The organism is Actinoplanes sp. NPDC024001, from assembly GCF_040638955.1.
Classification (GTDB): Bacteria; Actinomycetota; Actinomycetes; order Mycobacteriales; family Micromonosporaceae; genus Actinoplanes.
In genome coordinates this window covers 1-14,272 of record NZ_JBEZZB010000218.1, presented here as the reverse complement: position 1 = coordinate 14,272, position 14,272 = coordinate 1, and the positions used below count along the sequence as shown (strand labels likewise).

At 73.2% G+C, this 14,272-nt stretch carries 13 protein-coding genes and 1 pseudogene; 7 read left to right on the top strand and 7 right to left on the bottom strand.

The features are described 5' to 3' along the window. Both AB0F81_RS46100 and AB0F81_RS46095 read left to right on the top strand, forming a co-directional pair. A pseudogene (locus tag AB0F81_RS46100) lies at positions 1-682 on the top strand (hypothetical protein); the annotation flags it as partial. A gap of 130 nt (positions 683-812) precedes the next feature. After that, a complete protein-coding gene (locus tag AB0F81_RS46095; RefSeq protein ID WP_360209855.1) occupies positions 813-1,709 on the top strand; it encodes a sigma-70 family RNA polymerase sigma factor in 897 nt (298 codons plus the stop codon). On the opposite strand, the gene AB0F81_RS46090 is transcribed toward AB0F81_RS46095, so the two are convergent. From AB0F81_RS46090 to AB0F81_RS46075, 4 genes are all read right to left on the bottom strand, one after another. Continuing rightward, the gene (locus AB0F81_RS46090) at positions 1,694-2,695 is read right to left on the bottom strand and encodes an AraC family transcriptional regulator ligand-binding domain-containing protein (protein ID WP_360209853.1); all 1,002 of its coding nucleotides are present in this window, start codon (positions 2,693-2,695) and stop codon (positions 1,694-1,696) included. The two genes, AB0F81_RS46095 and AB0F81_RS46090, sit on opposite strands and share 16 nt — an antisense overlap. Further along, entirely contained in the window at positions 2,692-3,645 is a 954-nt protein-coding gene (locus tag AB0F81_RS46085) for an oxidoreductase (RefSeq protein WP_360209851.1), read from the bottom strand. Before AB0F81_RS46085 ends, AB0F81_RS46090 begins: the two co-directional genes overlap by 4 nt. 107 nt (positions 3,646-3,752) lie before the next feature. After that, positions 3,753-4,199: a VOC family protein gene (locus AB0F81_RS46080; protein WP_360209849.1), complete on the bottom strand. Its 447-nt coding sequence runs from the start codon at positions 4,197-4,199 to the stop codon at positions 3,753-3,755. Between the two features lie 86 nt (positions 4,200-4,285). Next, a complete protein-coding gene (locus AB0F81_RS46075) occupies positions 4,286-5,101 on the bottom strand; it encodes an SAM-dependent methyltransferase (RefSeq protein WP_360209847.1) in 816 nt (271 codons plus the stop codon). A gap of 129 nt (positions 5,102-5,230) precedes the next feature. On the opposite strand from AB0F81_RS46075, the gene AB0F81_RS46070 reads away from it, so the two are divergent. From AB0F81_RS46070 to AB0F81_RS46060, 3 genes are all read left to right on the top strand, one after another. Further along, on the top strand, positions 5,231-5,737 hold the full coding sequence (locus tag AB0F81_RS46070) for a carboxymuconolactone decarboxylase (protein WP_360209845.1): 507 nt from the start codon (positions 5,231-5,233) through the stop codon (positions 5,735-5,737). 52 nt (positions 5,738-5,789) lie between these two features. After that, complete coding sequence (locus tag AB0F81_RS46065; protein ID WP_360209843.1) at positions 5,790-6,512, top strand: peptidylprolyl isomerase; 723 nt, start codon at positions 5,790-5,792, stop codon at positions 6,510-6,512. A gap of 106 nt (positions 6,513-6,618) precedes the next feature. After that, positions 6,619-7,755 carry a hypothetical protein gene (locus tag AB0F81_RS46060; protein ID WP_360209841.1) on the top strand — a complete coding sequence of 379 codons (1,137 nt, stop codon included), beginning with the start codon at positions 6,619-6,621 and terminating at the stop codon, positions 7,753-7,755. 29 nt (positions 7,756-7,784) lie between these two features. Here the strand turns inward: AB0F81_RS46060 and AB0F81_RS46055 are convergent, their stop codons facing one another. The 3 genes from AB0F81_RS46055 to AB0F81_RS46045 form a co-directional block, all read right to left on the bottom strand. Continuing rightward, positions 7,785-10,169 (bottom strand): LuxR C-terminal-related transcriptional regulator, encoded by a 2,385-nt coding sequence (locus AB0F81_RS46055; protein WP_360209839.1) that lies wholly within the window; start codon positions 10,167-10,169, stop codon positions 7,785-7,787. 93 nt (positions 10,170-10,262) lie between these two features. Beyond that, positions 10,263-10,790 carry a peptidase M23 gene (locus AB0F81_RS46050; protein WP_360209837.1) on the bottom strand — a complete coding sequence of 176 codons (528 nt, stop codon included), beginning with the start codon at positions 10,788-10,790 and terminating at the stop codon, positions 10,263-10,265. Between the two features lie 129 nt (positions 10,791-10,919). Beyond that, the gene (locus tag AB0F81_RS46045) at positions 10,920-11,360 is read right to left on the bottom strand and encodes a hypothetical protein (RefSeq protein WP_360209835.1); all 441 of its coding nucleotides are present in this window, start codon (positions 11,358-11,360) and stop codon (positions 10,920-10,922) included. A 127-nt stretch (positions 11,361-11,487) separates the two neighbouring features. Here AB0F81_RS46045 and AB0F81_RS46040 point away from each other — a divergent pair, with 127 nt between their 5' ends. Both AB0F81_RS46040 and AB0F81_RS46035 read left to right on the top strand, forming a co-directional pair. Further along, entirely contained in the window at positions 11,488-13,848 is a 2,361-nt protein-coding gene (locus AB0F81_RS46040) for a fibronectin type III domain-containing protein (RefSeq protein WP_360209833.1), read from the top strand. Next, positions 13,848-14,225 (top strand): hypothetical protein, encoded by a 378-nt coding sequence (locus tag AB0F81_RS46035; RefSeq protein ID WP_360209831.1) that lies wholly within the window; start codon positions 13,848-13,850, stop codon positions 14,223-14,225. The genes AB0F81_RS46040 and AB0F81_RS46035 overlap by 1 nt, the downstream gene beginning before the upstream one ends. Positions 14,226-14,272 lie beyond the last annotated feature (47 nt).

The following is a 14,272-nucleotide window of genomic DNA, read 5'->3' as shown; positions in this document are numbered from 1 at the left end:
CGCCGCGTGCCGGCGCCGCGGCCGCGGCGCCGACCGCGGCCGGGCCCGGACACTGCTGGCAGAGGCGATCACCGACGCGGACGACATGGGCATGACCGGGTACGCGGCCTCGTGGCGCCGTGACCTGGCCGCTCTCACCGAACGCGTCGGCCGGATCGTCCGCGACGGCCACCACTGGGAGATGATCCTGGACGGACACCGGGCCACGGTGCCCGACCGGATCGGCATGCGTTATCTGGCCCAGCTGCTGCTCAACCCCGGCCGGGAGATCCCGGCGGCGGAACTCGCCGGCGGCGCCGCGCCGGCCGAATCGGTGCAGCCGGTCCTCGATCCGGCGGCCCGGGCTGCCTACCGGCGGCGCATCGAGGAGCTGAGCGCCGAGCTGGACCGGGCAGACGTCCGCGGTGAGCCGGAACGCGCCGAACACGCCCGGACGGAGATGGGTGCCCTCGCCGCGGAACTGCGCCGCACGACCGGGCGTGGTGGCCGCGACCGCAGCTTCGACAGCCGCGGCGAGCGGGCCCGCACCGCGGTCCGCAAAGCGATCATGCGGGCGATCGACGAGATCGCCGCGGTGGAGCCCGGCCTGGGCACGGAGTTGCGCCGCACGGTCACCACCGGTGCCGCCTGCGTCTACCGTCCCCCGGACCAGCGGACCCGATGGACGTCCCATTTTCGATGACCACGCTCATCCCACCGGCGAGCGCCGTGCCGCGGCGGGGCAGGATCAGGTTCATGCGTGGTGACCGGTCACCTTCGCGGGGGCCGCTGCGTCAGTGAGACGACGCAGTCGAGCAGAGGGATGTGGGACCGTGACCGCCGATGACTTCCTGGCCGTGCAGTTCGAGAGCCACCGTTCCCACCTGCGGGCGGTCGCCTACCGCATGCTCGGCTCGCTGACCGACGCCGAGGACGCGGTGCAGGAGGCGTGGCTGCGCCTGGCCCGTACGGATGCCGGCGACATCGACAACCTCGGCGGCTGGCTGACGACCGTGGTGGGCCGGGTGTGCCTGGACGCGCTGCGCGCGCGCAAAGCGCGCCGTGAGGAGCCGATGGAGGACCGGCTGCCGGACCCGGTGATCAGCGGCGGGACCGGCGCCGACCCGGAGCAGCAGGCGCTGCTCGCCGACTCGGTGGGACTCGCGCTGCTGGTGGTGCTGGAGTCGCTGACCCCCGCGGAACGGCTGGCGTTCGTGCTGCACGACATGTTCGGCCTGCCGTTCGAGCAGATCGCGCCCATCGTGGGCCGCACGCCGGCGACGGCCAAGAAGCTCGCCAGCCGCGCACGTCAGCGGGTCCGGGGCGCGACACCCCACCCGGATCCCGATCTCGCCGGCCAGCGCCGGGTGGTGGACGCCTTCCTCGCCGCCGCCCGCGGCGGCGACTTCGAGGCGCTGGTGAGCATCCTCGATCCGCAGGTCGTGCTCCGCGCCGACGGCGGGGTGCTGACCGGCGGCATGAAGGTCCTCCGCGGCATCACCGCGGTGGCCGGGCAGGCCGCCACCTTCCGGCGCATGGCCACCGCCGCGCACACCCACCCGGTCCTCGTCAACGGGCTCGCCGGCCTGGTCAACACCATCGACGGCCGGCCGATCTCGGTGATGAGCTTCACCGTCGCCGACGGCCGGATCGCCGCCATCGACATCCTGTCCGACCCGGACCGGCTCGCCGGCCTCGACCTCGCGGTCCGCTCTCAGCCCGGGGCCTGAGCGGTGCGCACCCGTTCCGGGGTGGTTCCGGACCATTGGCGGAACGCCCGGTGGAACGAGCTCGGCTCCTCGTATCCGAGCAGGAAGGCGATCTCGGTGATCGTCACCTCCGGCCGGTTCAGGTAGTGCCGGGCCAGCGCGCGCCGGGTCTGCTCCAGGACGGTCTGGAAGGTGGTGCCCTGCTCGGCCAGCCGCCGTTGCAGGGTCCGGCTGCTGAGCGCCAGCCTGCGGGCCACGGCGGCGGCCGTGGTCTCACCGGCGGGCAGCAGCTCGATCAGCGCGGCCCGGACCCGGTCGGCGGTGGACTCGGAGCGGTCCAGATCGGCCAGGCGGCGGCGCAGCTCGGGCTCGAACACACCCCACATGGCGGTGTTGACGGTCAGGAACGGCCGCCGGGCGTCCCGCGCGGTGAAGGCGACCATGATCTCCGAGCCGGGCTGGACGGGGACGCCCAGATAGCCGGCGTACGCCTCGGCGGCGGCGCCCGCCGGCGGGTGCGGGAGGGCGAACCGTAGCGGCGTTATCCGGGTCCGGGTGCCCAGCCGGGCGAGGGCCACCAGGAACGCGGCCTCGAAGGCGACCAGGGCGGGCGGCGGCGCCGGGTCGGACGGCCAGGTCATGCTGACCTCGACGCGGTCCGGCTCCTCGGTCACGGTCAGCCGCTGCGGGCCCAGCAGGCGTTTGTGGGTGGCGATCCGGTCCACCGCGTGGCGCAGGTCGGGGCTGCACAGCGCCGCGAAGATCGGCGTCTCGAACGTCTCGGCGCTGACCCGCCCGGCCAGCGTCACCCCGAGGGCCGGATCGCCGGAGATCTCCTCCATGACGGTCCAGAGCCGGTAGAACTGCTCCGGGGTGACCGGCACCGCGGAGTGCTGGAACAGGTCCTCCGGCAACCCGGCGGCCCGCAGCACCCGGCCCGCCGACATCCCGATGTCGGCCATCAACGCGGTGACGCCGGGGCTGAGGGTGAACCGGGCGGAGCTCACTGCCGAGCAGCCGCTTCCGCGACCGCGACGGCCCGCGTCACGTCGACGTCGAGCCCGGTCAGGCGGCGGGAGACGGTCCACAGGGCCTCGATCGCCGCGTCGGCGCCCGGCCGGATCAGCCGGCGGCGCACCGGCGGGCCGGACGAGGACCAGCGCGGCCCGTACATGGTGCCGCCCTCGGCGCCGGGGTCGGTGGCCGCCCGCAGCGGGCTGAGCGCTCCCCGCTCGACGGGCATCCCGCTCCGGGCGGCCTGGAACCGGAAGAACCGGGCGAGCGCGCCACCGCCACCCGCGGCGACCGTGGTCGCCTGAAGGTGGGAGTTGGTGAGCCCCGGATGGGCGGTCAGCGCGCGGGCGGAGAGGCCGGCCGCCCGGAACTGCCGGTCCAGGCCCTGGGCGAAGTGCCGGTTCGCCAGCTTGGAGTCGCCGTAGGCCCGCCACGGCCGGTAGGGCGCGCGGAACGGCTGCTCGGGGCGCACCGGCCCGCCCATGTGCTGGGCGCCGCTGGTGATCGTGACGACCCGGGCGCTGCGGGCCCGGACCACGGCGGGCAGCAGATGGGCGGTGAGCGCCCAGTGCCCCAGGTGGTTCACGCCGAACTGGGTCTCGAACCCGTCGGCGGTGCGTCCCTGCGGCATCGCCATCACACCGGCATTGTCGACCAGCAGGTCGATCACCGGGTGCGCGGCCAGGATCCGGGTGGCGGCACGCTCGACGGAGGCGAGCGAGCTCAGGTCGAGCTCGACGACCTCGACCGAGGCGCCGGGATGCGCCGCGCGCACGTGGTCGGCGGCCGCGGTGGCCTTGGCCGGGTTGCGGACGGCCATGACCACGTGCGCGCCGCGGCCGGCGAGGGCCGTCGCCATGGCCAGCCCCAGCCCGCCGTTGGCGCCGGTGATCACTGCGACGCGGCCGGTCTGATCCGGGATGTCTGCCGTTGACCAGGACATCTCTGCGTTCCCTCCGTGATGTGCGTCAGTGCGTTCACGGTAGGGCGGAGAGACCGCGGTGCCAGTGGCCGATCGCGCCATCCCGCGGCGGATCGCGCCATCTCGGGTTACTCGAGCTGTTCGGCCAGCGCGACGAGGATGCCGGCGGGGCCGCGGAGGTAGCAGAGCCGGTAGCTGTTCTCGTACTGCACGAGCTCGCCGAGCAGCTCGGCCCCGTGCGGTCGCAGGCGCTCGATGACGTCGTCCATGTTCTCGACGGCGAACATGACGCGGTGCATGCCCAGCGTGTTCGCCGGAGCGTGCGGGTCACCGGCCCGGGCCTCCGGCGTGTGGTACCTGGTCAGCTCCAGCCGCCCGTGGCCGTCCGGGGTGCGCATCATCGCGATGTCCGACCGGACGCCCTCGAGCCCGATGAGGCGATCCACCGCGCTGCCCTCGACCGTCGCCTCGCCCTCCAGCTCCAGCCCGAGGGCGCCGAAGAACGCGGTGGCGGCCGCGAGGTCGTCGACGACGATGGCGATGTTGTCCATTCGCTGGATGGTCCCGCGCTCCATGCGATCTCCTTCAGGGTCGGCGCCGGATTCGCCTGCCATCAGCCACCATAGGGCCGGGCCACGCTCGTGCGGCGGGTCCGGCCGCCTCAGACGATGCGGGCGACCGCTCCGTAACCGGTGGCTTCGGCGGGGGTGGGCCGCGGACCCGGCTGCGGCCGCCAGTCGGAGACCGAGACGATCCCCGGCTCCAGCAGGTCGAGACCCTCGAAGAAGCGGGAGACCTCGGCCAGCGAGCGCGGGCTGAACACCGGCTTGATGTTCTTGTTCACCGCGTCCATGGCGGCGATCGTCTCGGCGTCCAGCGGGTCGAAGGTCGCGTGGGAGAGCACCAGGTAGCTGCCGGCGGGCATCGCGGCGACCAGCTGCCGCACGACGTCGTACGGATCCTCGTGGTCCTCGATGAAATGCAGGAGGGCGACCAGCAGCAGCGCGACCGGCTGGGAGAAGTCCAGCGTCTCCCGCAGCGCCGGGTCGGCGAGGATCTTCTCCGGGGTACGCGCGTCGGCGTCGATGTAGGCGGTGGCGCCCTCCGGCGAGCTGCTCAGCAGGGCGCGCGCGTGCACCAGCACCAGCGGGTCGTTGTCCACATAGACGATCCGCGAGTCGGGGGCGATCCGCTGCGCGACCTCGTGCACGTTGTCGGCCGTCGGCAGCCCGGTGCCGATGTCCAGGAACTGCCGGACACCCGCCTCGGCGGCGAGGAACCGCACCGCCCGCTGCATGAACGCCCGGTTCTCGCGGGCCGCCGTGCGGATGTGCGGGAAGACCGCCGCGATCGCCTCGGCCGCGTCCCGGTCGGCCTGGAAGTTGTCCTTGCCGCCGAGCCAGTAGTCGTACCGTCGGGCGGGATGCGGTTTGGTCATATCGATGCGGGCCGTGACGTCCGAGCCGTCGGTACTCACCAAAGGTCCCCCTGTCGTCCGTGACGCGAGGCGGCTGAGTCTACGAGATCCGGACTGCGAGATCCATTCGCGTCCAAAGCTGACCGTTCGGACGTGGTCATGTCGGCGGCCACGCGTGATCATTCGGGGGTGCCGCACATCGATCTGCCGCCGCTGCCCGGGATCGCCGGTCTGCTGGCCGGCTACCCGCAGACCGCCGGACCGCTCAACAGCCTTGCCGAGACCCTGCTGCGGGGCCCTTCGCCGCTCACCCCGGCGCAGCGGGAGGGCATCGCCGCGTACGTGTCGAGCCGCAACGAGTGCACGTTCTGCGCCGAGACGCACGGCGCCGTGGCGCGGCAGCTGCGCGACGGCGACGCGCCCGAGGCGGACCCGCTGATGACCGCGTTGCTGTCCATCGCCGACAGGGTGCGGGTGGACGGCCGGTCGGTGACCGCCGAGGACGTCGAGCGGGCGCGCGCGGCCGGTGCCGACGACCAGGCCATCCACGACACCGTGCTCATCGCCGCGGCGTTCAGCATGTTCAACCGCTATGTGGACGGGCTCGGCACGCTCACCCCGGCGGATCCGGCCTCTTACGAGCGGCATGCCCGCGCCCTCGCCGAGCACGGTTACCTGCAGCTTCCGCCCGGCTGACCGGGCGGGCATCCTCCGATAGATTGACGTCAATCGAGTTCGGGAGGGTGCCATGATCCGCCTGCGTCACACACTCGCTGTCACCGTCGTGGCGGCCCTGCTCGGGGTCGCCGCGCCGCAGCCGGCCCGCGCCGGCGGCGACCCGGCGCCCACCACCGGCCCGTGTCAGTACACCCCGACCCCGGACGAGCCCGCCGCCCGCCCGGTGCCGCTGCCGCGCGACCCGGCACGGACGCCGGACCGGGGCACCGTCACCGTGGTGCTGCGGACCAACCTCGGGCTGATCCCGCTGGTGCTCGACCGGGCCGCCGCGCCGTGCACGGTGCAGAGCTTCCTGCACCTGACCCGGCACCGGTTCTACGACCGGACCATCTGCCACCGGCTCACCGCGTACCCGACGTTGAAGGTCCTGCAGTGCGGCGACCCGAGCGGGACCGGTTCGGGCGGCCCGGGTTACCGCTACCGCGACGAGCTGCCGACCGATCTGCCCCCGGCGCCGACCGACCCGACCGGGGTGCGCCGGCTCTACGCCCGCGGGGTGCTCGCGATGGCCAACGCCGGCCCGGACACCAACGGCAGTCAGTTCTTCCTGGTGTACGGGGACTCGGCGCTGCGCCCGAACTACTCGATCTTCGGCCGGGTGACGCCGTGGGGCCTGAGGACACTCGACCGGGTCGCCGCCGGGGGCATCGCGCCGACGCCCGAGGACCCGGCGCCGGTTGACGGGGCGCCCGCCCTGCGCACCGAGATCCGCAAGGCTCGCGCACTCCACTGACGCCGCGCGGAATTCTTCGATGACTTTCGGTGAATGATCGAACCGCGTACGGTGGCCGCCCGTACCACTCACCGAGCGTGTCGGGGTGGCAGCAGGGAGACATGGGGTGGAACGGCTTCCGTCGGACGGTGAGCGGACACTACGGGTCGGTGGCTATGTCACCCGGTGCGTGAAGAGCACGGAGACGCCGCGCGCCGCCGACCCGGCCGGGATCACCTGGCCGAACATCTCGGACTACTGGCCGGACGCGCCGCACCGGCAGCGGGCGGCGGCGGTGGCCGGCGAGGTCGAGCGCGGACCGGTCGAGGATCGTCCGGCCGGTCCGGGTCCGGCGCACCTGGAGATCCGGGTCATCGGCGACGCGCCGGTGAGCCCGCGCCGGCGGCGGCTGCGGACACTGCTGGGCGCGGGGGCGGCCGTGGTGACCGTCGCGGTCTGCGGGGTCGTCGTCGCCCAGCTGGCCGACCGGCCGACGGCGCCGGCCGATCTCGCGGCGGCCACTCCCACACCCCCGACGGCCACTCCGGGGGCGGTGCTTCCCGTCGTACCGGAAACGGTTGTGCCGTCGGCCCCGGCCGAAGCCGAGGCCGAGCCGACCCGCCCACCGCAACCGACGCGCACGCCGTCGAGGAAGCCCACCGCGCCGGCGGCGCCGGCCGCGCCGCCGCCGCTGGAGAACGCGGCCTTCGAGATGGTCGACGGGGTCACCGACCTGTCCGTGCGCACCGCCGAGCTGGACGAGCCGTTCCAGGTCAGAACCCCGCACGACTCCGGGCTGCAGGTCCGCCCGGCGTTCGCCGACGGCGTGCTGCGGGTACGCGCCACGCCCTCCGGCTCGGGCGGCAGCGGCCGGGTCGAGGTGCTGCTCAGCGACGACGTCACCTGGCGGCTGCGGATGACCGGGGGAGTGGCGCGGGCGTCGTTCGACCTGGCCGCGGGCACGGTGCGCCGGATCGACCTGACCGGCGGCGCCGCGGAGATCAGCATGCGGCTGGGCCGGCAGGCCGCCACCGTGCCGATCCGAATGGCCGGCGGGGTGAGCGCCTGGAACATCCGGACCTCGGCGCGGGTGCCGGTGCGGGTGGTCGCGGGCAGCGGTGGCAGCCGGGTCGATCTCTACGGCCGGGTCACCGACGGGCTGGCGGCGGGCAGCGTGGTCCGGTCCGGCGACCTGGACGACGGCCGGGGCCTGGACCTCGACGCCGAGGGCGGCTTCAGCGCCCTGACGGTCACCGAGGACTGAGCGGCCCGGGCAGCCTCAGGGGAAGATCTTCAGAGGAGGTCGAGCCGCCGTGCGATGTCGACTGCCTCGCGCCGCCGCGACGCGCCGAGCTTGCGATATATCGACCGCAGGTGTGCCTTGATCGTGGTGATCGAGACGCCGAGGTTCTCGGCGATCTCCTGAGCGGTGAGCACGCTCGGCAGGAATCGCAGGACCTCGGTCTCGCGCTCGGTGAGCGGTGGGGAGAGCTCGGGTGGCCGGTGCCCCGGCACCGGATCGAGACCGGTCGGGCGCAGCCGCCGGAAGGGCCGGCGGATGCCGTCCGGCTCGGCCAGGGCGACGGCCCGGGCCACCGCCGCCGCGGCCCGGGACTTCTGCCCGCGGTCGTCGGCGAGCAGGGCGAGCGAGACGCAGGCCTGCACCGCGGCGATCCGGTCCGGCCCGTCGGCGGCCGCGGTCAGCAGCTGCTCGCCGGAGCTGTCGCCGGTGGCGACCAGCGCCCGGCCCAGCATGACCTGCTCGGCGGGCATCGGTGCGGGCCGCTCCCGATATCGCGCCACCACCGTCGCCGGGGCGTCGAGAGCGAGGTCGATCTCGCTCTCCAGCAGATCCATCCAGCGTTGCAGGAACGGGGCGTCCTGGGCGTAGACGTGCTCCCGGCGTGCCTGGCGGGGAAACGGCCGGGCGGCCACCGCCTCGCCCGCGTCCAGCAACAGGTGGACGATCACCACGGAGGACATCATGACGATGGCGGCCTCCGGCGGATGCGCCTCGATGTGCAGGATCTGGCGCAGATGGGCGCGTGCCTCGGCCACCCGGTCCCGCTCCACCTCGATCAGGGCCAGCGTCAGCTGTCCCGCAGCCGCCTGCGCCGTGGTGGACAGTCCGAGACGCTCGGCGAGCTGCCGCGCGGCGCCGGCGTACCGCTCGGCGGTGCCGAGATCGCCCCGGAAGTAGGCGATCAGCGCGAGATGGCCCGACGCGTTGAGTTCGATCAGCTCGAGACCGGTCGTGCGAGCGGCCCGCAGCGCCGACCGCAGGCACTCCTCGGCCTGATCGAGGCGGCCGGTCCAGAGCAGGCCGACACCTTTGTTGTTCACCGCGACCGCGCTCAGCTGGGGCAGCTGCGGAAGGTGATCGGAGTCCGCGGTGGCGAGCCGTCCGAGCACCTCGGTTGCCGCCGTGACCAGCTTCGCCATGTCGCCGCGCACCCGGTGCACGGTGCCGATCTCGAGCAGGCTCAGCGCCGCGTCGACCGGCAGCCGGTCCGCCGGGTCCCGGTCGGCCAGCATCGCCCGGGAGCGTTCGATCCAGCTCGGGATCGCGGCGAAGTCACCGGTGAAGAACATGACCAGGGCGGCGCAGAGGGACAGCTCCGCGGTGGTGGGCAGGAACTCGGGCGGGATCCGCTGCACCGCGTCGACCACCATCCGCCGCTCGGCGGAGACGATCCGGGTCACCGCGAGCTCGGCCACCAGCCGGCCCAGATGGACCCAGTCGCCCGCGTCCCCCGCGTGGGCCAGGGCCTCGGGGACGGCGAACTGCGCCGCGTACCAGCGGGCGGCGACGCCGTGCAGCCGGACGGCCTGGTCCGGTGCCTCGACCTCCAGCCGTCGCGCCAGCATCGCCCGCAGCTGCCGGTGGTAGCGGAAGTGCCCGTCACCGCTCACGAGACCGGTGTCGCGTGCCAGCCGGTCGAGGACGGACGCGCTGTCCAGGGTGCCGGTGAGCTCCTCGGCGAGAGCCGGGGTGAAGCGGGACACGATGCTGGTGCGCAGCAGGAAGCGTCGCACCGCGGGAGGCTGTACGGCGACGACCTCGCGCCACAGGTAGTCGTCGAGCGCGCCGGAGCTGTCCGACTCGGCGGCCAGCCGCAGGCCGAGCGGCCACCCCTCACCGGCGGTGGGATCACCGCCGCCGAAGAGGGCGACCAGGTCCGCGGCCTCGGCGTCGTCGAAGGCGAGTTCGTCCATGCCGATCGTGTGGGCGTCGGCGCGCGGCAGCGGGGGCTCGCCGCGGCAGAGCAGCACCAGGCGCAGCCCGACGGGCGGGTGGGCGACCAGTGCGGCCAGGGCCTGCCGGGCCGGAGCCCCGTCCAGGAGGTGGACGTCGTCGAGAACCAGCACCAGCGGCGCGCTGATTCGATCAAGAACGGGCTCGTGCCGATCAGCGCCGGTCACTGCGGCCACCGCTGAGCGGAACGCTGCGCCGGCGGCGTGCCGGTGCCGCACGGTCAGCCAGGCCACCCGGCCCGGATCCGGCTGCTCCGCGGCCCAGGCGGCGGCGAGCGTGGTCTTGCCCCAGCCGGGGCCCGCGCGCAGCACGGTCACCGGCCGGGTCACGCCCTCGTCGAGCCGGGCATGCAGCCGGGGCCGCCGCAGGTACGGCTGTGGCGCCGCCGGACGGCCGGCGTCCGCACGCGCTGACTCGTTCATCGATCACCGCCTCGGCCGCGCCCGCGGGGTTCGCCTTCTCGGCCTAAGCTACGTGTCGGCGGGGATACCCGGCGCCCGGCTGATCATAAACGATCATGCAGGAGCGCCCGAGCACCCGGCCGGAGGGCTCAGCGCCTCGACCAGGCGGGTGGCGGCGCGGGTGTGCTTGGCGTACGCCTCCGGATAGGCCGACACCTGCACGGCCTGCGCGGCCTCGGTGAGCCGCATGCGCTGCCAGCCGTCGACGGTGAGCAGCTTGTCGTAGAACTTGCGGGTCTGGTACGCCGGGTCGGCGAGCCGCTCCGGTGTGCCCCAGCCCTGGCTGGGGCGCTGCTGGAACAGGCCGATGGAGTCCCGGTCGCCGCCGCGCAGGTTGCGCAGCGAGGATTCCTGCAGCGCGGTGGCGACCGCGATCACCAGGCCCTGCTCCGGCACCCGCCGCTCACTGCCGATCGTGACGATGATGCGGGCGTTGGCGATCTGCTCGTCGCTCCAGCCGTGCAGGGCGGAGGCCGAGCCCGACGACGCGGGGCTGGGCGTGCAGGCCGCGTCGGCGCGAAGGAGAGGGCTGAGAACGAAGCCGGCCAGGATCGCGGCGGCAATCACGAAGAGCGCGCGCACGACGTCAGATCGGGTTGCCGGGGTGGATCTTCGTCAGCCGCATGCGTCTCCACTCCCGGAACTCACCATGATCGTCGATACGGTGAGCGAGGATATCAACGGGACCGATCGAGCAATCCGGTGAGCCGGTCAGCGGCGTCCGGCGGCCAGGGCGACGAGGAACTGGCCGCCGCCGGGCTCGACGCTCGCGGTGACCGGCAGGCCGGGCACCAGCCGGGAGAAACGGTCCACGAGCCAGTCCGCCGCCTCCTGGGCGTCCTTCCGGCTCGGGCAGCGGGCGACGAGCTCGCGGCCACCCTTGCGTTCGAGGCGCTCGGCGACGGTGATGAGGGGCGCGGGCTCCACCACGTGCAGGCGGTCCGGCCAGGCGATGACGACCTTGACCGCGCCCTTGCGGGTGTTGCAGGCCCGGTGCGCGAGCCTCTCGGCGACCTTGGCCTTCCGGTCGGCGGTGCGGCTGTCGACGCTGGGGCCCCGCGGGTCGTTCACCGACATGTCCGCATCGACCGGCTCGTCGCACACCCAGCATCGCCAGCCGTCACGTTCGGCCACGTCATCGAGGAGACTCACCGGAACAAAATAGCCTGCCGCCGTCCCGGGCCGCGGGCCTCACCGGATATGCGGAAAGTGCAGAAAATATAGACAGCCGTGAAACGCTCCCGCCGGCATTGATCCACTTCAGTGAACGGGGAGCGGCATGGCAGGTCAGCGACGGCACCGATATTTCAGCAGATCCCTGCGCGCGACGGCCCTGGCCGTCGCGCTCGTTCTTCCGGTCAGCCTGATCAGCCAGCCCGCCGCGCAGGCGGTGGAGGAGCAACTGCCGGCCTGCGCCGACCCGTCCGTGCCGGAGGACGTCAACCACGCCTCCATCCGGCTCGAAGGGCCGGCGGCCGGGTCGACCGTCGCGGTCGACGCCAACGGCAAGATCGCCCTGACCGGCTTCCTGCACAAGGGCGCCACGATGGTGGACGTCTCGATCGAGAAGGCCACCTCGTCCAGCTTCACCTTCGGGCCGCCGCCGCCCGGCGAGACGAACTGGTCCGCGTCGTGGACCACCAGCATGCGCCCGCAGAACCTGGGTCCGGTCACGGCCTGCTCCCGCGCGGAACGCGAGCCCGGCCGGTACGCCAGGATCCTGCGCGACATCACCGTGGTGGACCTGATCCCGCCGAGCAACGTCTCCGGCCTGGCCGTCGGCTCCGTCACCGCGACCGGCGCCCGGGTGAGCTGGAACGCGGCGACCGACAACTACGGCCTCGCCGGGTACGAGGTGCGGGTCGACGGCGGCACCCCGCACCGGACCACCGTCGGCACCCGCTCGTACACGATCACCGGGCTGGAGCCGTCGAGCAGCCACACCGTCTCGGTGGTCGCGGTCGACCTGGCCGGCAACCGGTCGACGGCCCCGGCCACGGCCTCGTTCACGACGACCGCGCTGCCGCCCCCGCCGGACGTCGACCCCGGCCTGACCCTGGACCCGGAGCAGGGCAGCGCCACGGCCAGCTGGAAGCCGCAGCCGGCCACCGAGGCGAGCTACCGCGCCTACCTGGACGGCCAGGTCTACGACGAGTTCCCGCTGGACCAGTTCTGTGAGGACGGCAGCGGCAACGTCGACGGCCCGTGCACGGCGGACAGCGTCGTCAAGCTCCCGATCGTCCCGCTCGAGGAGTACACGCGGTACGCGTTCAAGGTGGAGGCGCTGCGGGCCGACGGCACGGTCGCCCGCGAGCTCGCCGGCGAGTTCACCACGATGGTCCACTTCCAGGAGGTCTCGGAGTCGACCACGGAGACCTCGGTCAGCGAGGCCTCGCAGTGCGCCGGCGCCGGCGGTGACCTCTACGTCGCGGCGAGCGCGCGTGCCGACGTGCCGGTCCCGGCCGGCAGCACGGAGATCTTCACCGGCTGTTACCGGGCCGCGGACACCAGCTGCATCGAGGCGTTCCTGCCGCCGTCCGGCGAGAAGCTGATGGACTGCGCGGACGACATCACCGACACGCTCTTCGCGGTGGCGCCGTCCGGCCGCGGACCGGTCATCTCCTCGATCGCCGAGGAGCAGACCGCCCGGTTCCTGGCGAAGCCGCCGTTGCTGCCACTCACCCTCTGCGCGAACGGCGCCTGCACCGCGCTGCTGGCCCCGGCCGTCGAGACCGCCAAGGTCGCCGTGGCCGCCCCGGCGGCGGCCGCCGGCACCTCGTGGCTCGTGGTCATCGGCGCCGGCATCGGCATCGGCGTCGCGCTCGGCACCCTGCTGGCGATCCTGTTCCCCGGCGAGATCGGCATCAACGGCATCCTCGAATACCCGATCGACCACGACGTCGACTTCGACACGTTCGACAACTGGGGTGCCGACGACGGCGAGTGGTACAACAGCCTGAAGGTCTACGCCGAGGTCATCAAGACCACCAAGCTGGTGGCCGGCCAGCACAACCTGCCCTTCGCGTGGGACTCCGCCGAGGACGGCCGGCTCAAGCGGGTCATCGACGCGGCCTGCACCGCTCAGCGCGGCACGCAGGGCACGGCCGGCTGCGACGACGACATCGTCGTCTACGTCCCCGGCGCCAAGAACTACCTGGGTGTGGACATGAAGGAGACCGGTACGCACATCGTCGAGGCGATGGGCAACGGCAGCTACCCGCAGCCGCCGACCCGGGCACAGTGGTTCTACCCGGCCCGCAGCAAGGACGGCGCGAAGGCGCGGGCGAAGGGCTACAGCCACCGGTGGTTCCGGACCCTGCAGTTCCGGCCGAACGCGTGCGAACCGTTCCCGCGCGGCAAGACCTGCGACGAGTTCCCGTTCTGGACGACCGACCAGGCCGTCGACCTGAGCGGGCAGACCGCTGACGTCAAGCTGGTGCCGACCACGGAGTCCGGGCCGCAGGGCAACGACGTGGGCGGCTTCTACGTCAAGTGCGACGTGGACGACGAGGACAAGTTCGTGGTGCTGCCGGTGAAGCCGTGGGTCGACGCCGGCGGTCCGAGCTTCGGGTTCAAACTCAGTGGAGGTGGCGTCAGCCTCTGCATGCCCCCGTCGCCGCCGGCCCCCGGAGGTCCCTGATGCTCGACGACCTGGACGTGCTGCGCGACGCCGTACGCAGATATCGCGACGCCGCGGCGGCGGCCGGCTTCGACTGGCCGGACCAGCCGGAGGCGCCGGCCGGGCCGGCGCCGGAACAGGTGCACCGGATCTTCGCCGTGGATCACGTCGCGGAACAGCTGACGTGGTTGACCGCGCAACCGTGGCACGACCTGGAGGCGCTGCCGGACGGGGGCTCGATGGAGCCGTGGCCGCCGGGCGCGGACGCGCTGGACTACCTGAGCATGTCGGTCGGCACACCGTTCCCGTGGCGCGAGCAGTTGCCGCTGTTCCGCTTCGACCGCCTGCTCTACACCTTCGTGCTCGCCGGCGAGCACGAAGGTGAGATATGGGGCTAACAGATGACCCCCGCACCCACCCAACCGGGGGGGGGGGCCCCCACCCG